The following is a 20,952-nucleotide window of genomic DNA, read 5'->3' as shown; positions in this document are numbered from 1 at the left end:
CGGGCGGACGGCGTCCGACCAGCGGTGTAGGAGCGCCGGGGCCGGATGCCGGACCGGTGCCACCGGTCCGGCCGAGTGAAGGTGAGGCAGTCATGGAACCGGTCCGGTTGACCCGGTACGCCCGCGGGGGTGGCTGTGCGTGCAAGATTCCGCCCGGCGAACTGGAGCGGATGGTGGCCGGGCTCGGGCCCACCGGCGGCACCACCGAACTACTGGTCGGGCTGGACCACGGCGACGACGCGGCCGTCGTCCGCCTCGACGAGCGGACCGGACTGGTCAGCACCGCCGACTTCTTCACCCCGGTGGTCGACGACGCGTACGACTGGGGTCGGATCGCCGCCACCAACGCCCTCTCCGACGTCTACGCCATGGGTGGCACCCCGTTGCTCGCGCTCAACCTGCTCTGCTGGCCCCGGGAGGTGCTGCCGCTGGAGTTGGCCCGCGAGGTGCTGCGCGGCGGGCAGGACGTGGCCCGGGCGGCCGGCTGCCACCTCGCCGGCGGGCACAGCGTCGACGACGACGGCCCCAAGTACGGCCTCGCGGTGACCGGGGTGGTCCGTCCCGAGGAGCTGATCACCCTGGACGCCGGCCAGGCCGGGTTGCCGCTGTCGTTGACCAAGCCACTCGGTGTCGGGGTGCTCAACACCCGGCACAAGGCGACCGGGGAGAGCTTCCCCGAGGCGGTGGCGACGATGACCACCCTGAACCGGGACGCCGCCCGGGCCGCGGTCGCGGCGGGGGTGCGCTGCGGCACCGACGTGACCGGGTTCGGGCTGCTCGGTCACGCCAGCAAACTGGCCCGGGCCAGTGGGCTGACCGTGGCGCTGGACGCCGCCCGGGTGCCGTACCTGTCGGGGGTGCGGGAGGCGGTGCGGGACGGGTACGTCAGCGGCGGTAGTCGCCGCAACCTGGAGTGGGTCTCCCCGTGGACGGACTTCGGCCGGGTCGGCGAGGACGACCGGCTGCTGCTGGCCGACGCCCAGACCTCCGGTGGCCTGCTGGTCGCCGGCGAGCTGCCCGGTGCCACCGTGATCGGCGAACTGCTGCCGAGGGGGGAGCGGATGGTGCTCGTCCGCTGACGCCGGACCGGGGCCGGGGTCTCCGCCGCGGACCGGAGGGGCACCATACCTGACGAAGTGTCAGGTTTCTGTCAGGTCCCGGGAGTGGGGGCAGGGAAATTTTGCCCGGAATGGTCACAGACCGGTAACTTGCCCCCGCCTCCGGCCAAATCACCTCCACCATCGTCAGTAAGGCCCGATCCGGAGGCCCCTGGGGAACGAGCACAGCGAGGAGGCGGCATGACCGAGCTGTGGAGCTGGAGAATTGACCGGGTACGACCGGTGGAGGTCTACCCGGCGTTGGCGGAGGCGCTCGGTCGGGTGGTGATGCCGCTCGCCGCGGCCGACCCCGGTCGGCTCCCGGTGCACGCGGTGATCTGCGACGTGTGGCAGGCGCCGGGGGAGTTCGCCACCGTCGTGGACTGCTACGGGGTGCCCGAGGGGCTCGGCGAGCACACCAGCGTGGCGGCGCTCGCCCGCCTGCTGGACCGCCCCTGCGTGCTCCGCGACGACACCCTCGACGCGGGACGGCACCTGCTGGTCACCCCGGACGGGACGATCCGTCCGGTGCACTTCGAGGTCCGGGAGACCGACGACGGCGAGGAACTCACCGACCAGCGGCTGTGCACCCTGGCCCACCCCGGCTGTCGGGGCTGGTCACAGTGTCACCGCTCGCGCTGGGCCCCGGACTCGGTGGTGCCCGCGCTCGCGGCGGCCTGAGCGCCGTCCGCCCGGAGCGGTCCGCCGCGCCCGGCGGGCCGGGCGGTCGACGCCGCAGGGCTACCCGGGAAGGTCGGCGGTCTCCTCGGAGCCGTCAGCGGCAGCGCGGGGTGGCCCGGGACGGGTGGCGCCCCGGACCACGAGCTGGTCGAGCAGCGTCCGCGTGGCGGCGGCGACGGCGGTCACCGCCGCCTCGAACGCGGCGGCGTTGTGCGCGGCGGGGGCGCGGAACCCGGAGATCTTCCGGACGTACTGCAACGCCGCGGCGTGCACGTCCGCGTCGGTGACCGCCGGGACGTAGGGCTCCCGCAGGGTCTTGATGCTCCGGCACATGGTTCCTCCTCGGTTCCGGCCGGTCCACCCGGCCCGGATAGGCTGTCACCGTCATGACTACCGCAGCCGTGGGCAGCCCGCGCACCTACCAGGTGCGTACGTACGGCTGCCAGATGAACGTGCACGACTCCGAACGCATCTCCGGTCTGTTGGAACAGGCGGGCTACGTGCGTGCCCCGGAGGCCGACGACCATCCCGACGTGGTCGTCTTCAACACCTGCGCGGTCCGGGAGAACGCGGACAACCGACTCTACGGCAACCTGGGTCACCTGCGTCCGGTCAAGAGCCGGAACCCCGGGATGCAGATCGCGGTCGGCGGCTGCCTGGCCCAGAAGGACCGCGGTGACATCGTCCGCCGTGCCCCCTGGGTGGACGTGGTCTTCGGTACGCACAACATCGGCTCCCTGCCGGTGCTGCTGGAACGGGCCCGGCACAACGCCGCCGCCGAGGTGGAGATCCTGGAGTCCCTGGACGTCTTCCCCTCGACGTTGCCCACCCGGCGCGAGTCGACCTACGCCGGCTGGGTCTCGATCTCGGTCGGCTGCAACAACACCTGCACGTTCTGCATCGTGCCCTCGCTGCGGGGCCGGGAGAAGGACCGCCGCCCCGGCGACATCCTCGCCGAGGTCCGCACCCTGGTCGACTCCGGCGTGCTGGAGGTGACCCTGCTCGGGCAGAACGTCAACTCCTACGGGGCGGAGTTCGGCGACCGGCTCGCCTTCGGCAAGCTGCTGCGGGCCTGCGGTGACGTGGACGGGCTGGAGCGGGTCCGGTTCACCAGCCCGCACCCGAAGGACTTCACCGACGACGTGATCGCCGCGATGGCCGAGACCCCGAACGTCTGCCACTCGCTGCACATGCCGTTGCAGTCCGGTTCGGACGACGTGCTGAGGGCGATGCGCCGCTCGTACCGGGCCGAGCGTTACCTCGGCATCATCGAGAAGGTCCGTGCGGCGATGCCGGACGCGGCGATCACCACCGACATCATCGTCGGCTTCCCCGGCGAGACCGAGGCGGACTTCCAGCGCACCCTCGACGTGGTCCGCGAGTCCCGCTTCGCCTCGGCGTTCACCTTCCAGTACTCCAAGCGCCCCGGCACCCCGGCCGCCACCATGGACGGGCAGTTGCCCAAGGAGGTCGTGCAGGAGCGCTACCAACGGTTGATCGCCTGCGTCGAGGAGATCACCTGGGCGGAGAACAGGAAGCTGGTCGGCGAGACCGTCGAGGTGCTGGTGGCGGTCGGCGAGGGGCGTAAGGACGAGCGCACCGGCCGGATGTCCGGCCGGGCCCGCGACGGCCGCCTGGTGCACTTCGCGACCGGCGCACCCGAGCCGACCGGCTCGCAGGGCGTGACCGGAGCGGCCGGCGACGCCGGCAGCCCGGCCGGGCGGATCCGCCCCGGCGACATCGTGCACACCACGATCACCTATGCCGCCCCGCACCACCTCAACGCCGACGGCGCACCGGTGGCGCACCGGCGTACCCGGGCCGGGGACGCGTTCGAGGCGGGGCTCGCACCGCGTACCCCCGGGGTGCTGCTCGGGCTGCCCACGGTCGGCGCGCCGGCCGCGTCGCCCGCCCCCACCTCCGGCTGCGCCGCGCACTGACCGGGTCGGGGCCCGCCGCGAACGACGGGCCCCGACCGGTACGCCGAACGGGTCGACCCAGACGTTCGTGGCCGGCTCCTGGGCGTTGACCGCGTCGTCGTTCCAGCTCCGGAAGGCCGGCACCGGCGCGCTCCGGTGGCTGGCACCTCGACCGGTGCCGGCCACCGGCGGGGTCAGCAGGCGGTGCCGTCGAGCGTCACCGCGCCCGGCGTGCTGGTCGGGCCGTTCGCGGTGAAGCCGATCGTCACCGAGGCACCCGCGCCCAGCGACGGCGTCCAGGTCGGCGCCGTCGCGGTCACCGTGCCGACGCTCTGGGTCACCGTGGCGTTCCATCCGCTGGCCAGGGTCACCACGGTCGGCCAGGACCAGGTGACCCGCCACGGGTTGACCGCCGTGCCACCGGTGTTGGTCACGGTCACCTCACCCTGGAAACCGCCCTGCCAGGTATCGGTCGTCCGGTGGGCGACCGTGCAGCCACCACCCGGAGGCGGGGACGACGGCCCGCCGGTCGGCGTGGGGAGAGGCCGCCGCCGACCGGGGCGATCAGGTACGGCTGGAGGATGGCCTGCTTGGTGGTGTTGATGGTGGTCCAGTCGTCCAGGGCGATCCCGCCGGTGTCCCCGGAGTTCGGGTTCCACGACCAGTAGGTGAAGGACATCCCGTTCACCCCGCTGCCCGTGTAGGCCATCAGGCGCTCCAGCCAGACCTTGTCCCGGGGATCGGCGAGCGTGCTGCCGAACTCGCCCATCATGATCGGCGCGATGTTCTGCTTGTACAGGTAACCCCAGTACCGGTCCCAGATCCCGGGCAGGTTCGCCGGGAAGTCCGGCGCCTCGAACCAGTCCTGCTCGTAGACCGATGTGGCGTACTCGTGCGGCGAGTAGACCAGCCGGTTCGCCACGGTCAGCCGCACCGGGAACGCGCCGGCCTTCGACAGGTTGCCGCCCCACCAGCCGCAGTCCTCGTCGTTGCTGGGGTCGCTGGCCGTCGCGCCCGGCTTCAGGGCGTCGTTGGAGTACGGCACCCGCAGGGTGTTGTAGCCGAGGCGGGCCATGGTGTCGATCTGGTTGCGCCACGGGTTGGTCGACCAGAGACCGTGGAAGGTCTTGTTGTCGGTCTCCATGCCGAACCAGTTGATGCCGGTGATGCGGACCGTGGTGCCGGTGCCGTCGACGATCCGGTTGCCGTCGGTGTGCAGGTAGCCGGTGCCGGTGCCGGCGCTCGCGGCGACGGCCGGCGCGGGGGTGGGGGCGGCGGCGACGAGCACGCCGACGGTCGCGGTCACCACGGCGGCGAGAACGCCGCCGAGCGTGCCGCGACGGAGGGTACGGGACATTGCCAGAGCTCCATTCCGAGGAATCCGTGCCCGGACCTGCGGTGCGGAAGATGGCCACGCGTGCGTGGCGAATGCCCTGGCTCCGCGCTCATTCTGGTCGCCGTCGATCGCCCCCGTCAACGGCGGGGACGGTCCGTCCCGGCCGGCGCACGACGACGAAGCCCCCTCATGCCGGCGGAACCGGGGCGTGAGGGGGCTGGCGACCGTCGGTCAGCCGGCCTGCTCGGCCAGCTGGAGGAACTGCCGCTTGGACGCGAGCGCCTGCTCGGCCTCCCGGATCCGCTTGGCGTCCCCGGCGGCCCGGGCGCGGGTCAGCCGCTCCTCGGCCTCGGCGACCTGCGCGCGCATCTGGGCCAGCAGCGGGTTGTCCTGCGGCGCGGTACGCCGCCACGCGGAGTCCATCGCCTCGCGGACCCGGTCGTCCACCGCCCGCAGCCGCCGCTCCAGGCCGGCCGCCGCTTCCCGGGGGACCCGGCCGGCTTCGTGCCACTGCGCCTGGATGTCACGCAGTCTCGCCTGGGCGCCACGCGGGTCGCCGTCGACGTTCAGCGCCTCGGCCTCGGCCAGCAGGGCCTGCTTGCGCTCCAGGTTGGCGCGCTGCTCGTTGTCCCGCGCGGAGAAGACCTCGCTCCGGCGGGTGAAGAACTCGTCCTGCGCCGCCCGGAACCGTTCCCAGAGCTTCTGCTCGGCCTCCTTGGAGGCGCGCGGTGCGGCCTTCCACTCGGCCATCAGTTCCTTGAGCCGGTTGGCGGTGGCCGCCCAGTCGGTCGACTCCTTCACCGACTCGGCCTCGGCTACCAGCTGCTCCTTGGCGGACTGCGCCTGCTTGCGCTGCGCGTCGAGGGTGGCGAAGTGCGCCCCCCGGCGCCGGGTGAACCCGTCCCGGGCAGCGGCGAACCGCTTCCACAGCTCACCGTCGGTCTTCTTGTCGATCCCGCGGATGGTCTTCCACTCGTCGAGGATCTCCTTGAGCCGGTCGCCCGCGGTCTTCCAGCCGGTGGACTCGGCGGCGAGCTTCTCGGCCTCCTCCACCAGGGCGGTCTTGCGGGCCACGGCTTCGACCCGCGCGGCGTCGCGGGCCGCCCGCGCCTCGCCGGCCTTCTCCTCCGCGAGCGCGGCGAGCTTCTCCAGCCGGGCGGCGAGCGCGTCGATGTCCCCGACGACGTGCGCCTCGGCCAGCGAGTCCCGGAGCCGGCGGATCGTGGTCACTGACCCGCTGGCGTCGGCCGCACCCGAGTTGAGTCGGGCCTCGGCCAGGTCGACCTCGGTCACCAGGTCGGCGAAGCGGCGGGCGAAGTGGGCCAACCCCTCCTCCGGTGCTCCGGCCTGCCAGGATCCGACCACTCGCTCGCCGTCGGCGGTCTTGACGTACACGGTGCCGTCCGCGTCCACCCGTCCGAAGGCAGTCCAGTCGCTCATGTGCCCATCCTCGTTCTCCCGGCGTCGACGGGGACAGTCCCGTGATCGCCGCCACGGCGCAGCAAGTTTCTCCCCGGCATTGTCACAGGTCCCACCGGGTCCGCGTCGAGCGCCTATCGCCGACCGTGACCATACGGTGTCCTACCCCGGACCGGCGTCTTTCGGCGGTCGGCTTGTCGGGGGTTGACGTACGCTGTACGGTACAACGTACCAATGCTCGGTGCCCGTGGCCGGGCCCCGCAGGAGGAGGACCGAATGACCCAGGCCCGTTCGCGGACCGTCCCGCCGGCCGACCCCGCCTACACGCCGGGCCCGGAGGAGCTGGCCGCCCTGGACGACTGGTTCCGGCGCTACGACGCGTACGCGGCGGCCGGCGACGTGGCCGGCACGGCGAGCCTGGCCGTGTTCCCGCTGAACACCGTCACCGACGACTCGTCCGGGGAGGGTTCCGCCCGGCAACTCGACCGGGAGGAGTACCTGCGGGTGATGGGCGGGGCCCTCGGCGCCCCGGGCGATCTGACGATGACCTCGACCCGCACGCCGTACCTGCTCACCCCCAGTCTCGCGGTGGTCTTCACCGAGGCGGAGTTCACCGTCGACGGGCAGTCCCAGCGGGTCCGCTACGCCGACGTGCTGGTCCGGACCGGCGGTGAGTGGCGGTTCCAGACCATGATCCAGGGCGGTTGGGGCGACCAGGCCGGATAGCCTCCGCCGGGGTCGTGGCGCGGGCGGCGCCCCGGTGGACCCCGGGGCGCCGTCCGCGTCTCGGCCGCTACGGTTGCCTGGTGTCCCTGGTCGCCGCCGCCGTCTGCCCGCACCCGCCACTGCTCGTGCCCGAGGTCGCCGGTGCGGCCGCCGGTGAACTCGACGACCTCCGTGCGGCCTGCGACGCGGCGGTCGCCCGGCTGCTCGACGCCCGGCCGGAGCAGCTCCTGCTGATCGGCTCCGGGCCCCGGACGGCCCGCTTCAACACCGCCGACCACGGCTCACTGCGGCCGTACGGGGTGGACCGGCAGGTCCGGCTCTGGAAGGTCAACTGCGCCGGCGGCCCACACCTCCCGCTCAGCCTCACCGTCGGCGCGTGGCTGGTCGGTCGCTCCGGCACGGAACTGCCCCGGTTCGCCCACTCCGTCGCCACCGACGCCACGGCCGACGAGTGCGCACGGCTCGGGGCGGAACTGGCCACCGCCGCCGCCGAGCCGCGTACCGCGCTGCTGGTGCTCGGGGACGGGTCGGCCTGCCGGGGGCAGAAGGCACCTGGATACGACGACCCGCGCGCGCAGGCGTACGACGACGGGGTGGCCGCTGCCCTGGCCCACGCGGACACCGACGCGCTGCTCGGCCTGGACCCGGTGCTCTCGACGGAGCTGCGAGCCGCCGGCCGGGCCCCCTGGCAGGTGCTGGCCGGCGCGGTGCGCGCGGCCGGCGGCGACTGGCGGGGCGAACTGACCCACCACACCGCCCGGTACGGCGTGGCCTACCTCGTGGCGACCTGGGAGCGGGCGTGAGGGTCGTCGCGGTGGTCGGACCGACCGCCGCCGGCAAGTCCGCGCTGAGCATCGCCCTCGCGCACGCCCTCGACGGGGAGGTGGTCAACGCCGACTCGATGCAGCTCTACCGGGGCATGGACATCGGCACCGCCAAGCTCACCCCCGCCGAACGGGGGGGCGTGCCGCACCACCTGCTCGACATCTGGCCGGTCACCGAACCGGCGAGCGTCGCCGAGTACCAACGGCTCGCCCGGGCGGCGGTCGACGACATCCTCGCCCGGGGACGGGTGCCGCTGCTGGTCGGTGGCTCCGGGCTCTACGTGCGCGCGGTGCTGGAGCGGTTCGAGTTCCCCGGCACCGACCCGGAGCTGCGCGGACGACTGGAACGCGAACTGGCGGCTCTCGGCCCGGCCCCGCTGTACGAGCGGCTCCGCGCGGTCGACCCGGCCGCCGCCGCCGGGATCCTGCCCGGAAACGGCCGGCGCATCGTCCGGGCGCTGGAGGTCGTCGAGCTGACCGGCGCGCCGTTCGCCGCCTCGCTGCCGGAGCCGACCCCGTTCTACCCGTCGGTGCAGCTCGGCGTCGACCTGGACACCGCCCTGCTCGACGAACGGGTCGCCCGGCGGGTGGACCGGATGTGGGCCGCCGGGCTGGTCGCCGAGACCCGCGAGCTGGTCGGCCACGGCCTCCCCGAGGGCCGTACGGCCAGCCGGGCGCTCGGCTACCAGCAGGTGCTCCGGTTCCTGGCCGGTGGGTCGACCGAGGCCGAGGCGCACGACGAGACGATCCGGGCCACCCGCCGGTTCGTCCGCCGGCAACGTTCCTGGTTCCGCCGCGACCCCCGGGTGCACTGGCTGGACGCCACCGCCCCCGACCTGGTCGATGTCGCCCTGCGGGTGGTGCGGGCCGCGGAGGAGTGAGTCACCCGCCGGTCGCCGCGGACCGCTGCGCGATGATGGGGGCGTGGAGTTCACCAAGGGCCATGGCACCGGCAACGACTTTCTGATCCTGTCCGACCCGGACGGGTACCTGACGCTGACCCCCGAGCGGGTCGCCGCGCTCTGCGACCGACGACGCGGCGTCGGCGCCGACGGTGTGCTGCGGGTGGTCCGGGCCGCGGAGGACCCGGACGGCGCCGGGCAGGCCGGCGAGGCCGAGTGGTTCATGGACTACCGGAACGCCGACGGCTCCCTCGCCGAGATGTGCGGCAACGGCGTCCGGGTCTTCGTCCGCTACCTCGTCGACACCGGGCTCGCCGTCCCGACCCGCGGTCTCGTGCCGGTGGCGACCCGGGCCGGTGTGGTGCGTGCCCGCCTCGATGGGGACGACATCGCCGTCGAGATGCGCCACCCCCGCCTGTACGACACCGGGGTGGCCACCCTCGGCGGGCTGACCCTGCCCGGCACCGCCGTCGACGTCGGCAACCCCCACCTGGTCTGTGCGCTTCCGGCCGGGCTGGACCTGGCCACGCTGGACCTCACCCGGCCGCCCGGGGTCGACCCGGCGCTCTTCCCGGCCGGGGTGAACGTCGAGTTCACCAGCCCGGGTGAGCCCGTGGACGGCACCGACCGGCACGTGCTGATGCGGGTGTACGAACGCGGTTCGGCCGAGACGCTCTCCTGCGGCACCGGGGCCTGTGCGGTGGCGGCCGTGGCCCTGCGGGACGCCGGCCGGAGGGTCGGTGTGGTCGCGGTCGACGTCCCCGGTGGTCGCCTCACGGTGACTCTCGACCCGCACGCCTGCTGGCTCGCCGGCCCCGCCCTCCTGGTGGCCACCGGCACCCTGCTCTGACCCGCACTCCTCGCTCTGACCCGCACTCCTCCGTGTCGCTCAGGACGTCGGCCGGGCGGGTCCGTCCGGTCGACGTCCCGATCGAGTCGGGTCGGGAGGGCGGTGGTCAGGGGGTGGCGGAGGAGGCGGCCGCGATCTCGGTGAGGTCTGCGGGGCCGGAGTCGGCCGCCGGGGGAGCGGTGGCGCCGGGGTTCTGGGCGGCGGCGCGGACGGCCGCGGCCACCGCGGGGGCGACCCGGGAGTCGAACACGCTCGGCACGATCACCGTCGGGTTGATCTTCTCTTCGCCGACCACGTCCGCGATGGCCCGGGCGGCGGCGATCGCCATCTCCTCGGTGAACTCCTCGGCGTGCGCGTCCAGCATGCCCCGGAACACCCCGGGGAAGGCGAGCACGTTGTTGATCTGGTTCGGCTGGTCGGAACGGCCGGTCGCCACCACCGCCGCGTGCTTGCGGGCCTCCCGGGGGTCGACCTCCGGGTCCGGGTTCGCCAGCGCGAAGACGATCGCGTCCTTGGCCATGGTGGCGATGTCCTCGCCGGTGAGCAGGTTCGGCGCGCTCACCCCGATGAAGACGTCCGCGCCGGCCACCGCACCGCGCAGGTCGCCGGAGTAGTTCTCCTTGTTGGTGTTCTCGGCCAGCCACTGCCAGGCCGGGTTGAGCCCGGGGAGCCCACGGTGCAGCGCGCCCTGCCGGTCGTACGCGACGATGTCGCCCACGCCCTGGCGCAGCAGCAGCTTCATGATCGCGGTGCCGGCCGCACCCGCGCCGGAGACCACCACCCGGACGTCCGAGAGCTGCTTGCCTACCACGCGCAGCGCGTTGGTCAGGGCGGCGAGCACGCAGATCGCGGTGCCGTGCTGGTCGTCGTGGAAGACCGGGATGTCCAGCAGGTCCCGCAGTCGGGCCTCGATCTCGAAGCAGCGCGGCGCGGCGATGTCCTCCAGGTTGATCCCGCCGTACGCCGGCGCGATGGCCCGGATGATGTTGACGATCTCGTCGGTGTCCTGGGTGTCCAGCACCACCGGCCAGGCGTCCACCCCGCCGAACCGCTTGAACAGGGCGGCCTTGCCCTCCATCACCGGCAGCGACGCGGCCGGGCCCAGGTTGCCGAGGCCGAGCACGGCCGAGCCGTCGCTGACCACGGCCACCGTGTTGCGCTTGATGGTCAGTCGCCGCGCGTCGGCCGGGTTCTCCGCGATCGCCTGGCAGACCCGGGCCACCCCCGGCGTGTACGCCCGGGACAGCTCGTCGCGGTTGCGCAGCGCCACCTTCGGGGTCACCTCGATCTTGCCGCCCAGGTGCAGCAGGAACGTCCGGTCGGAGACCTTGCGGACGTCCACCCCGTCCAGCTCGGTCAACGCCTGGACCACCTGGTCGGCGTGGCCGGCGTCGGCGGTGTCGCAGGTCAGGTCGACCAGCACGTGGGTCGGGTCGGAGTCGACCACGTCCAGCGCGGTGACGATCGCCCCGGCCTCCCCGACGCAGGTGGTGAGCCGCCCGATCGACGAGGCGTCGGCGGGCACGGCGATCCGGATGGTGATCGAGAATCCGGCGCTCGGCAGTCGGGTGATGGCCACAGGGTCCCTCCAGTCACGGCTCGGCGGCCCCGGGCGACGCCGCCCCCGCATTTCTACCGGTTCGCCGGATCGGACCGACACGCGGCCCGGTCGAGGGTGACGTGACCCGCGCGTGTTTTGCCGGAGAGCGGGCAAATAGCAGGTGCGGTGGGGCCGACCGCGTGACACGATTGCTTCGTACTTACCAAAACGGACAGGAGAGCGGTTTGCGAGAGCAGCAGGGCTTCGTCCCGGTCGAGGACGAGGAACTCGACGCCACCACCGGCGAGCTGGAACTGGAGGAGCGTCAGGCGCTGCGTCGGGTGCCCGGTCTCTCCACCGAGCTCAGCGACATCACCGAGGTCGAGTACCGCCAGCTCCGGCTGGAGCGGGTGGTGCTGGTCGGCGTCTGGACCGAGGGCACGGTGACCGACGCGGAGAACTCCCTCACCGAACTGGCCGCGCTCGCCGAGACCGCCGGTTCCCAGGTGCTGGAGGGGCTCATCCAGCGGCGCAACCGTCCGGACCCGGCCACCTACATCGGCCGGGGAAAGGTCGACGACCTGGGCGCGGTGGTCCTCTCCACCGGTGCCGACACGGTGATCTGCGACGGGGAGCTCTCTCCGTCCCAGTTGCGCAACCTGGAACAGCGCACCAAGGTCAAGGTCGTCGACCGGACGGCGCTGATCCTCGACATCTTCGCCCAGCACGCCAAGAGCCGGGAGGGTAAGGCGCAGGTCGAGCTGGCCCAGCTCGAATACCTCCTGCCCCGGCTGCGCGGCTGGGGTGAGACCCTCTCCCGGCAGACCGGCGGTAGCGGTCGCGGCGGCGGCGCCGGCGGCGGCGTGGGTCTGCGTGGTCCCGGTGAGACCAAGCTGGAGACCGACCGGCGGCGCATCCGCCACCGGATCTCCCGCCTGCGTCGCGAGATCAAGGCCATGCGGACGGTACGCCAGACCAAACGCGCCCGTCGCTCCCGTAACGCGGTGCCCGCGGTGGCCATCGCCGGCTACACCAACGCCGGCAAGTCCAGCCTGCTCAACCGGCTGACCGGCGCGGGTGTGCTGGTCGAGAACGCGCTCTTCGCCACCCTCGACCCGACCACCCGGCGGGCCACCACCGCCGACGGTCGCCTCTACACCCTCTCCGACACCGTCGGCTTCGTCCGGCACCTGCCGCACCAGATCGTCGAGGCGTTCCGCTCGACGCTGGAGGAGGTGGCCGACGCCGACCTCGTGGTGCACGTGGTCGACGGCACCCACCCCGACCCGGAGGAGCAGGTACGGGCGGTCCGTGAGGTGCTCGCCGAGGTCGGCGCCGACCGGCTGCCCGAACTGCTGGCGGTCAACAAGATCGACGCTGCCGACGAGGAGACGCTGCTGCGCCTCAAACGCGCCTGGCCGGACGCGATTTTCGTCTCCGCCCACTCGGGACGCGGGACCGACGAGCTGCGGGCCGCCATCGAGGCACAGCTGCCGCGTCCAGCCGTCGACGTCCGCGCGGTGCTGCCGTACGACCGGGGTGACCTGGTCGCCCGGGTGCACCGGCAGGGCGAGGTGCTCAGCACCGCCCACCTGCCGGAGGGGACGTTGCTGCACGTCCGGGTCGGTGCGGCGCTCGCCGCCGAGCTGGCCCCGTTCCAAACGGAGGAGAACGCGCCGCACGTCGTCCATAAGGGGCCTCCGGGTCGTCCGAACGGCGAGGGGAACATGCGACACTGAGCCCATGCGGCGCGCGGTTTCCTCGATCACGGTTGCCTTCGGCCTGCTCACGGCAACCGTGGGAATCGCCGGGGCGGCGGTCGCCGCCCCGGCCCCCTCTCCCTCGGACGCCGCTCCGGCGGCCGGCAAGAAGCGTTGCTCGGTCACCGACGAGAAGCTCCGCGAGCTTTCCGGGCTGGTCGCGACGAAGAGCGGCTACATCGTGGTCAACGACAGCACCGACGTCGACAGCCACAAGCGGATCTTCTACCTGAACACCAAGTGCGCGGTCACCAAGAGCGTCCGGTACTCCGGCCAGGGGCCGCTGGACCCGGAGGACCTGGCCCTCTCCCCGGACGGGAAGACGCTCTGGATCGCCGACATCGGCGACAACCTCACCAGCACCAACCGGCGCGAGCGGGTGGCCCTGTGGAGCATGCCGGTCAGCGGCTCGGAGCAGCCCGAACTGCACCGGGTGGCCTACCCGGAGCGCAAGCCGCACGACGCCGAGGCGCTGCTGATCGGTGACGACGGCAAACCCCTGATCATCACGAAGGCGCTCGGCGGCAAGGCCGAGATCTTCACCCCGACGGCGGCGCTCAAGAAGAACAACGCCGAGCCGGTGCCGATGTCGAAGGTCGGCGAGATCACCCTGCCGAAGACCACGACCCCCAACGTGCTCCAGGGGCCCGGCCGGATCGCGGTCACCGGGGCCGCCCGTGCACCGGACGGCAGCAAGGTGGTGCTGCGCACCTACGCCGACGCGTTCGAGTACGACGTGACCGGCGGCGACGTCGTGGCCGCCCTGACCAAGGGCGAGCCCCGGGTCACCCCGTTGGCCGACCCGTTCGGCGAGGCCATCTCCTACACCCCCGACGGCAAGCTCTTCGTCACCGTCTCCGACGTCGGCGAGCTGGGCGAGGACGCGCAGGTCGACATCCTGGCGTACCCGCCGTCGACCAAGGGCGCCCCACCGGTGGCCGACAAGTCGAAGGCCAAGGAGGGGGCCGACCGCTCCCTGCTGGACAGACTGAGCCTGGACGACATCACGTATCTGATCGCGGCGGTGGGCGTGTTCGGCGCACTGCTGGTCGGGGCGGGCATCGTCGGCATCGTCCGGGCCCGTCGCCGTGCCCCGGCGGCTCCCCGACGCGGCGGCAAGGGCGACCCGTACGTCAGTGGCGAGTTGCCCGACCGCGCGGACGTCGACCGCCGTGCCGACGGCCGCCCCGGCGCTGCCCCGCCAGCCGGCCGGGAGCCCCCGCGGGGCGCGGTCTACGGTGGCGCGCCGCCCGCTGCTGCTCGTCCGACCGGTCCGGCCGGCGGGGGGAACGTCTACGGCGGCGCCGCCCCGCCCGCCGGGGGCGCGGTCTACGGCGGTCAGGGCGGAGCGAACGTGTACGGCGGCCCGCCCGGCGGTGGACAGGGCGGCTACCGGGGCGGCGGTGGACGGGGTCCCTCGGGCGGCCGGGGCGGCTACGGCGGCGACGGTGCGTACCGTGGCGGCTCCTCCGCCGGCGGGTACGGCGGCCGGGCCGAGCCGCCGCGCCGGGGTGCGCCGCCCGGTCGTCGGCGGGACGAGCCGGACGAGTACCGCCGCCGGGGCGGACCCGACCCGGAGGACTACGGACGCGCCAACGGCCCCGGCCACGACTACCGGGGCACCCGGTACTGATCCGCCGACCGCCGTACCGACCCGGGACGGCTGGCCGGCCCTGGTCAGATGCGGCGGAGAACCGCCACGACGCGGCCCATGATGGTGGCGTCGTCACCGGGGATCGGGTCGAAGGCCGGGTTCTGCGGCATCAGCCAGACGTGCCCGTCGCGGTGCCGGTAGGTCTTGACGGTCGCCTCGCCGTCGAGCATCGCGGCCACGATCTCACCGCTGTCGGCGGTGGGCTGTTGCCGGACCACGACCCAGTCCCCGTCGCAGATGGCGGCGTCGAGCATCGAGTCGCCCTTGACCTGGAGCATGAAGACCTCGCCCTCGCCCACCAGTTCGCGGGGGAGCGGGAAGATGTCCTCGACGGCCTGCTCGGCGAGGATCGGTCCGCCGGCGGCGATCCGGCCGAGCATCGGCACGTACGCGGGGGTGGGCCGCTGCGAGCGGGTCGCCTCGTCGTCGATCATGTCGCTGGGCGGGCGGACGTCCACCGCACGGGGACGGTTCGGGTCGCGCCGGAGGAAGCCCTTCCGCTCCAGCTCTTTGAGCTGGTAGGCGACGCTGGACGGCGAGACCAGCCCGACCGCCTCACCGATCTCGCGCACGCTGGGCGGGTAGCCGTGGCGGTCCACCCAGTCCCGGATGAACTCCAGGATCCGCCGCTGCCGGGCGGTCAGGTCGACGGTGGCCGGGTCGGGGAAGGCGCTGACCACCGGGGTGACCGGACGCACGGCGGGCTGCCCGGTGCGGCTGCGCGCGGTGCGACGGCGGGTGGCCGGTGGCCCCGCCTCGGCGATCTGCTGCGGGGGCTTCGGCCGGCTGGCCCGGTCCTCGGTCGACACGTCCGTCCTCCCTGGTCGGCCGCTGGGTGCCTCGGCGGCTCGTGGTGCGTACGGGTGAGCACCGGTCCGCCTGGACGGCGCACCCGCGCCCGGTTGTTCCCGACCGTATAGGTGGGATGGGTCATTTTCAAACGTCTGTACGACCTGATCCGGCGTGTCGCGGGGAAATCCGTCCCCCCGGGCGGGCCCGCTTTCTGTTTAATGGTACGCCCGCTCGAACTGCTGTTCGAATTGCCGACCGGTTCACCGGTAACCGGTGCCCGCTGGCGGACGTTGGACGTGGGGGGCCCGGGTGACGCGCCGGACACGCCGCCCAACTTGACCGCGGTCGGTCGGCAGCATACGGTCGACCCCTAGATGTAGTAGTCACATGGGTGTAAGTCGCCTATAGGTTGGGTTTGACTACCCACCGCACTTCCCGTTCGCGCCCACGGCGGCCAGCCATCGACCGATGGTTCCGCCGCGGTCACGCGTGTCCGGGAACGGGGCGCGCCCGCGATCGATGAAGGAGGTTCGGCGATGCGGTGCCCGTACTGCCGGCACGCCGACTCCCGGGTGGTCGACTCGCGGGAGGCCGACGACGGCCAGTTGATCCGGCGTCGCCGGGCCTGCCCGGAATGTGGCAAGCGGTTCACCACGGTGGAGGAGGCGGTCCTCGCCGTGGTGAAGCGGAGCGGGGTGACCGAGCCGTTCAGCCGGACGAAGATCGTCGGCGGGGTTCGCAAGGCGTGCCAGGGGCGGCCGGTCGACGAGGACTCGATCGCCCTGCTGGCGCAGAAGGTCGAGGAGACCGTCCGGGCCAAGGGAGCGGCGGAACTCCCGAGCCACGAGGTGGGGCTGGCGATCCTGGGCCCACTGCGGGACCTGGACGAGGTGGCCTACCTCCGCTTCGCCAGCGTCTACCGGTCGTTCGACTCGCTGGCCGACTTCGAGCGCGAGATCGAGACGCTGCGGGCGGCGGCGCGGGCGCGGGCCGGCGTCGGGGGCGACCCGGACGGGGCCCGAGGCGCGGCCGGGGCGACCGACCGCACCAACTGAGTTTCCAGACGGTAAGTGACGACGCGCGGTCGGGTGGCCGCGCAGACGAGGGGGCGGATGAGATGGCGGGGGACGGCGTGACAGCCAGTCGGACGCGGGCGGCGAAGAACGGTGCTGCGGTCACCGGGCTGAAGGTCGAGCGGGTGTGGACCACCGAGGGGGTGCACCCGTACGACGAGGTGACCTGGGAGCGCCGGGACGTCGTGATGACGAACTGGCGGGACGGCTCGATCAACTTCGAACAGCGCGGGGTCGAGTACCCGGGGTTCTGGAGCGTCAACGCGGCCAACATCGTGACCACGAAGTACTTCCGCGGCGCGGTGGGAACGCCGGAGCGCGAGTGGTCGCTCAAGCAGCTCATCGACCGGGTGGTCGGCACCTACCGCGCGGCCGGCGAGAAGTACGGCTACTTCGCGAGCCCGGCCGACGCCGAGGTCTTCGCCCACGAGCTGACCTGGATGCTGCTGCACCAGGTGTTCAGCTTCAACTCGCCGGTCTGGTTCAACGTCGGTACGCCGTCGCCGCAGCAGGTCAGCGCGTGTTTCATCCTGGCCGTCGACGACTCGATGGACTCGATCCTCGACTGGTACAAGGAGGAGGGGCTGATCTTCAAGGGCGGCTCCGGCTCCGGGGTCAACCTCTCCCGGATCCGCTCCTCCCGCGAGCTGCTCTCCTCCGGCGGCAACGCCTCCGGCCCGGTCAGCTTCATGCGCGGCGCGGACGCCTCGGCCGGGACGATCAAGTCCGGTGGGGCCACCCGGCGGGCGGCCAAAATGGTCATCCTCGACGTGGACCACCCGGACATCCAGGAGTTCGTGGTCACCAAGGCGCGCGAGGAGAACAAGATCCGCGCGCTGCGGGACGCCGGCTTCGATATGGACCTCGGCGGCGCGGACATCGTCAGCGTGCAGTACCAGAACGCCAACAACTCGGTGCGGGTCTCCGACGAGTTCATGACGGCGGTGGAGACCGACGGCCCGTTCGACCTGCGCGGTCGGCTCGACGGGGCGACCATCGAGACGGTCGAGGCGAAGAAGCTCTTCCGCACCATCTCCGAGGCCGCCTGGGAGTGCGCGGACCCGGGTCTCCAGTACGACGACACGATCAACGACTGGCACACCTGCCCGGAGACCGGGCGGATCACCGCCTCGAACCCGTGCTCGGAGTACCTGCACCTGGACAACTCCTCCTGCAACCTGGCCTCGCTCAACCTGATGAAGTTTCTCCGCGCCGACGGGGGCTTCGAGGTGGAGAAGTTCGTCCGCTCCGTAGAGCTGGTCATCACCGCGATGGACATCTCGATCTGCTTCGCCGACTTCCCGACCGAGAAGATCGGCGAGACCACCCGCGCCTACCGGCAGCTCGGCATCGGCTACGCCAACCTCGGCGCGCTGCTGATGGCCTCGGGCCTGCCGTACGACTCGGAGCAGGGGCGCTCGGTCGCCGCCGCGATCACCTCGCTGATGACCGGCACGGCGTACCGCCGCTCGGCCGAGCTGGCCGGCATCGTCGGCCCGTACGACGGCTACGCCCGCAACGCCGAACCGCACAAGCGGGTGATGCGCAAGCACGCCGCCGCCAACGACGAGATCAAGCCGAGCGGCACCGTCGCCACCGCCATCGTCCGCGAGGCGACCCGGCAGTGGACCCAGGGCAACAAGGTCGGTGACAAGTTCGGCTGGCGGAACGCGCAGGCCAGTGTGCTGGCGCCCACCGGCTGCCTGACCGCCGACACGATGGTCACGACCGACCGCGGGCTGATGCGGCTGGGCGAGATCGGCGACGTGTACGGCGACCGTTGGCAGGACCTGGACATGCAGGTCTCGACCGACGAGGGTGCGCGTCAGGCGACGAAGTTCTTCGTCAACGGCGAGGAGCCGACCCGACGGATCGTGACCGAGGCCGGCTACCGGATCCAGGGCACCCTGGCCCACCGGATCAAGGTCGTGGACCCGGGCAGCGGCGAGTGGGTCTGGAAGCGGATGGCCGAGGTCGCCGCGGGTGACCTGGTGCCGATCCAGCTCGGCACGCTGGTGGGGGAGCCGCGGCGGGTCCCCCTGCCGGTGCTCGACCAGGCGTACTACACCGACGACCGGCGGCTGTACGTGCCGGACGTGGTCGACGCGGAGCTTGCCGAGCTCGTCGGCTACTTCATGGGTGACGGCAGCCTGCATGCCAAGGGCCTGCGGTTCTGCGTGGCCGACGCGGACCTCGACGTCGTCGAGCGCCTCCGGGTGCTCGGCAAGGGCCTGTTCGGCCTGGAACCGGTCGTCAGCGAGCAGGCCGGCTACCGGGAGGTGACCTTCGCGTCCGTCCGGCTTGCCCGGTGGTGGCAGGCGGCGGGCTTCGCGAAGACCCTCCCGGGCGTCGACCACACCGGTAAGGGCTGGTCTCCCCGGGTGCCGTCGGCGGTGCTCGAGACCAACGACGTCAGCGTGTACGCCGCGTTCCTGCGGGGCCTGTTCGAGGCCGACGGCACGGTGGCCTCCGGCGTGCCGTCGTTGTCGACGGCCAGCGAGGCGTTCGCGGCCGAGGTCCGTACCCTGCTGTTGACGCTCGGGATGGCCACCACCACCCGTCAGACGACCAGTGGCCTGGGCTCGGACATGTGGCAGGTACGGCTCCGCAACACCGTGCACGCCATCGTTTTCGAGGAGATCGTCGGGTTCATCGGCGAGCGCAAGGCCGGCCTGCTCGTCGTCGAGCCGACGCAGACCGGCAACCGGGACCGCGTCCACCTGCCCGCTGCGGTCTGGGATCTGCTGGTGCCGGCCGGTCACGAACTGCGCTCGCCGGTCACCCAGTCGCTGCGCAAGACCGGCGGCGTGCCCCGGGCGGTGGCGATGCGGCTGTTCGCGGAGACCGGCGACGACCGGCTGGGCCACGCCCTCGGCTACCTCTTCGAGGCGGTCGCCGTGAACGAGGACGGCGGGATCCAGCCGACGTACGACCTGTCAGTGCCGGAGAACGTCACGTACGTCGCCGGTGGCTTCGTCAGCCACAACACCATCGGCCTGATGATGGACTGCGACACCACCGGCGTCGAGCCGGACCTGGCGCTGGTCAAGTTCAAGAAGCTGGTCGGCGGCGGCTCGATGCAGATCGTCAACCAGACCGTCCCGCGTGCCCTGCGCAGCCTCGGCTACCCGGAGGAGCAGGTCGAGGCGATCGTCGAGCACATCGCCGACCACGGCCACGTGGTGGATGCCCCCGGCCTCAAGCCGGAGCACTACCCGGTCTTCGACTGCGCGATGGGCGAGCGCTCGATCGCCCCGATGGGGCACGTGCGGATGATGGCGGCGGTCCAGCCGTTCATCTCCGGCGCGATCTCCAAGACGGTCAACATGCCGGAGGCGGCCACCGTCGAGGACGTCGAGAAGATCTACTTCGAGGGCTGGAAGCTCGGGCTCAAGGCGCTGGCGATCTACCGGGACAACTGCAAGGTCGGCCAGCCGCTGTCGGCGGCCAAGCCGAACAAGGCAGCCGAGTCCGCGCCGGCCCAGGTCGAGAAGGTCGTGGAGAAGGTCGTCGAGTACCGCCCGGTGCGCAAGCGGCTGCCGAAGAAGCGTCCGTCCCAGACGGTCAGCTTCTCCGTCGGGGGCGCCGAGGGGTACCTCACCGCGTCGTCGTACCCGGACGACGGGCTGGGTGAGGTCTTCCTCAAGATGTCCAAGCAGGGATCCACGCTGGCCGGCGTGATGGACGCCTTCTCGGTGGCCATCTCCATCGGCCTCCAGTACGGCGTGCCCCTGGAGACGTACGTCAGCAAGTTCACCAACATGCGGTTCGAGCCGGCCGGGATGACCGACGACCCGGACGTGCGGATCGCCGCCTCGGTGATGGACTACATCTTCCGCCGCCTGGCGCTGGACTTCCTGCCCTACGACACCCGCGCCGAGCTGGGTATCTTCACCGCCGCCGAGCGGACCGCCCAGATGCGGGCCGAGGCGGAGGCGGCCGAGGGCGGCGCGGACCTCACCGCCATGGCCTCCTCGGCCCCGGTCGAGTCGAAGCCGGAGCCGGCGGCCGAGCCCGCCGCCGAGGTCGCCGTCGCCAAGCCGGCGTCGTCGGTCGGTTCCTCCACCGAACTGCTGGAGGCCGTGATCGGCAAGGCCGCCGACGCGCCGCTCTGCTTCACCTGCGGTACGAAGATGCGCCCCGCCGGCAGCTGCTACGTCTGCGAGGGCTGCGGCTCCACCAGCGGCTGCAGCTGAACCGGGACGTTTGTGCTTATCCGGTGAGTGACTCCTGAGTAGATGCCTCCCACCTGATCGCGGGTGGGAGGCATCTACTTTCGGCGTACGAGAGGTGCGGTGAAGCTGTCGGTGAGCGTCATCTCGGCCACCGCCCGTCAGGATCTGGCGGACAGAAGGAGCGTGACCAGCATGGATCGCCGT

16 protein-coding genes and 3 pseudogenes are annotated in these 20,952 nt (G+C 72.3%); 13 read left to right on the top strand and 6 right to left on the bottom strand.

From position 1 onward, the window contains the following. The first annotated feature begins 92 nt into the window (after positions 1–92). Both selD and GA0074694_RS29675 read left to right on the top strand, forming a co-directional pair. The gene (gene selD, locus GA0074694_RS29680; protein WP_091463176.1) at positions 93–1,079 is read left to right on the top strand and encodes a selenide, water dikinase SelD; all 987 of its coding nucleotides are present in this window, start codon (positions 93–95) and stop codon (positions 1,077–1,079) included. Between the two features lie 219 nt (positions 1,080–1,298). Next, positions 1,299–1,778, top strand: coding sequence for a hypothetical protein (locus GA0074694_RS29675; protein WP_091463175.1), 480 nt, complete (start codon positions 1,299–1,301; stop codon positions 1,776–1,778). A 60-nt stretch (positions 1,779–1,838) separates the two neighbouring features. On the opposite strand, the gene GA0074694_RS29670 is transcribed toward GA0074694_RS29675, so the two are convergent. Then, entirely contained in the window at positions 1,839–2,111 is a 273-nt protein-coding gene (locus GA0074694_RS29670) for a DUF2277 family protein (protein ID WP_091463174.1), read from the bottom strand. Between the two features lie 53 nt (positions 2,112–2,164). Here GA0074694_RS29670 and miaB point away from each other — a divergent pair, with 53 nt between their 5' ends. Next, positions 2,165–3,718, top strand: coding sequence for a tRNA (N6-isopentenyl adenosine(37)-C2)-methylthiotransferase MiaB (gene miaB / locus GA0074694_RS29665; protein WP_091463173.1), 1,554 nt, complete (start codon positions 2,165–2,167; stop codon positions 3,716–3,718). A gap of 173 nt (positions 3,719–3,891) precedes the next feature. Here the strand turns inward: miaB and GA0074694_RS33485 are convergent, their stop codons facing one another. From GA0074694_RS33485 to GA0074694_RS29655, 3 genes are all read right to left on the bottom strand, one after another. Then, positions 3,892–4,131 carry a cellulose binding domain-containing protein gene (locus GA0074694_RS33485; RefSeq protein ID WP_245714978.1) on the bottom strand — a complete coding sequence of 80 codons (240 nt, stop codon included), beginning with the start codon at positions 4,129–4,131 and terminating at the stop codon, positions 3,892–3,894. 2 nt (positions 4,132–4,133) lie between these two features. Next, positions 4,134–5,054, bottom strand: a complete 921-nt coding sequence (locus GA0074694_RS29660; RefSeq protein WP_245714977.1) for a glycoside hydrolase family 5 protein — start codon at positions 5,052–5,054, stop codon at positions 4,134–4,136. Between the two features lie 210 nt (positions 5,055–5,264). Next, positions 5,265–6,473 carry a DUF349 domain-containing protein gene (locus GA0074694_RS29655; protein ID WP_091463172.1) on the bottom strand — a complete coding sequence of 403 codons (1,209 nt, stop codon included), beginning with the start codon at positions 6,471–6,473 and terminating at the stop codon, positions 5,265–5,267. 255 nt (positions 6,474–6,728) lie between these two features. Here GA0074694_RS29655 and GA0074694_RS29650 point away from each other — a divergent pair, with 255 nt between their 5' ends. The 4 genes from GA0074694_RS29650 to dapF all read left to right on the top strand — a co-directional run bounded on the left by GA0074694_RS29650 (position 6,729) and on the right by dapF (position 9,754). Further along, positions 6,729–7,178 (top strand): Cif family virulence factor, encoded by a 450-nt coding sequence (locus GA0074694_RS29650; RefSeq protein WP_091464340.1) that lies wholly within the window; start codon positions 6,729–6,731, stop codon positions 7,176–7,178. 80 nt (positions 7,179–7,258) lie between these two features. After that, a complete protein-coding gene (locus GA0074694_RS29645) occupies positions 7,259–7,981 on the top strand; it encodes a class III extradiol dioxygenase subunit B-like domain-containing protein (protein ID WP_141714308.1) in 723 nt (240 codons plus the stop codon). Beyond that, on the top strand, positions 7,966–8,883 hold the full coding sequence (miaA, locus tag GA0074694_RS29640; protein ID WP_245715061.1) for a tRNA (adenosine(37)-N6)-dimethylallyltransferase MiaA: 918 nt from the start codon (positions 7,966–7,968) through the stop codon (positions 8,881–8,883). Before GA0074694_RS29645 ends, miaA begins: the two co-directional genes overlap by 16 nt. A 43-nt stretch (positions 8,884–8,926) precedes the next feature. Further along, a complete protein-coding gene (gene dapF, locus GA0074694_RS29635) occupies positions 8,927–9,754 on the top strand; it encodes a diaminopimelate epimerase (protein WP_091463171.1) in 828 nt (275 codons plus the stop codon). Between the two features lie 106 nt (positions 9,755–9,860). On the opposite strand, the gene GA0074694_RS29630 is transcribed toward dapF, so the two are convergent. Then, on the bottom strand, positions 9,861–11,384 hold the full coding sequence (locus GA0074694_RS29630) for an NAD-dependent malic enzyme (protein WP_245715060.1): 1,524 nt from the start codon (positions 11,382–11,384) through the stop codon (positions 9,861–9,863). A gap of 155 nt (positions 11,385–11,539) precedes the next feature. Between GA0074694_RS29630 and hflX the strand changes: the two genes are divergently transcribed. Continuing rightward, the gene (gene hflX / locus GA0074694_RS29625) at positions 11,540–13,033 is read left to right on the top strand and encodes a GTPase HflX (RefSeq protein WP_245714976.1); all 1,494 of its coding nucleotides are present in this window, start codon (positions 11,540–11,542) and stop codon (positions 13,031–13,033) included. A 4-nt stretch (positions 13,034–13,037) separates the two neighbouring features. Then, positions 13,038–14,687: a hypothetical protein gene (locus GA0074694_RS29620; RefSeq protein WP_091463169.1), complete on the top strand. Its 1,650-nt coding sequence runs from the start codon at positions 13,038–13,040 to the stop codon at positions 14,685–14,687. A 44-nt stretch (positions 14,688–14,731) separates the two neighbouring features. Here GA0074694_RS29620 and lexA read toward each other — a convergent pair whose 3' ends face one another. After that, complete coding sequence (gene lexA, locus GA0074694_RS29615; RefSeq protein WP_091463168.1) at positions 14,732–15,517, bottom strand: transcriptional repressor LexA; 786 nt, start codon at positions 15,515–15,517, stop codon at positions 14,732–14,734. A gap of 519 nt (positions 15,518–16,036) precedes the next feature. On the opposite strand from lexA, the gene nrdR reads away from it, so the two are divergent. From nrdR to GA0074694_RS34030, 4 genes and pseudogenes are all read left to right on the top strand, one after another. Then, on the top strand, positions 16,037–16,555 hold the full coding sequence (gene nrdR / locus GA0074694_RS29610; RefSeq protein ID WP_091463167.1) for a transcriptional regulator NrdR: 519 nt from the start codon (positions 16,037–16,039) through the stop codon (positions 16,553–16,555). 62 nt (positions 16,556–16,617) lie between these two features. Further along, positions 16,618–18,279, top strand: a pseudogene (locus GA0074694_RS34040) (vitamin B12-dependent ribonucleotide reductase); the annotation flags it as partial. A 12-nt stretch (positions 18,280–18,291) separates the two neighbouring features. After that, positions 18,292–19,557 (top strand): annotated as a pseudogene (locus GA0074694_RS34035) (LAGLIDADG family homing endonuclease); the annotation flags it as partial. A 3-nt stretch (positions 19,558–19,560) separates the two neighbouring features. Next, positions 19,561–20,769 (top strand): annotated as a pseudogene (locus GA0074694_RS34030) (TSCPD domain-containing protein); the annotation flags it as partial. Between the last annotated feature and the right edge of the window lie 183 nt (positions 20,770–20,952).

It is taken from the genome of Micromonospora inyonensis (assembly GCF_900091415.1).
Taxonomy (GTDB): domain Bacteria; phylum Actinomycetota; class Actinomycetes; order Mycobacteriales; family Micromonosporaceae; genus Micromonospora; species Micromonospora inyonensis.
This window is presented reverse-complemented; position numbering and strand designations above follow the sequence as displayed.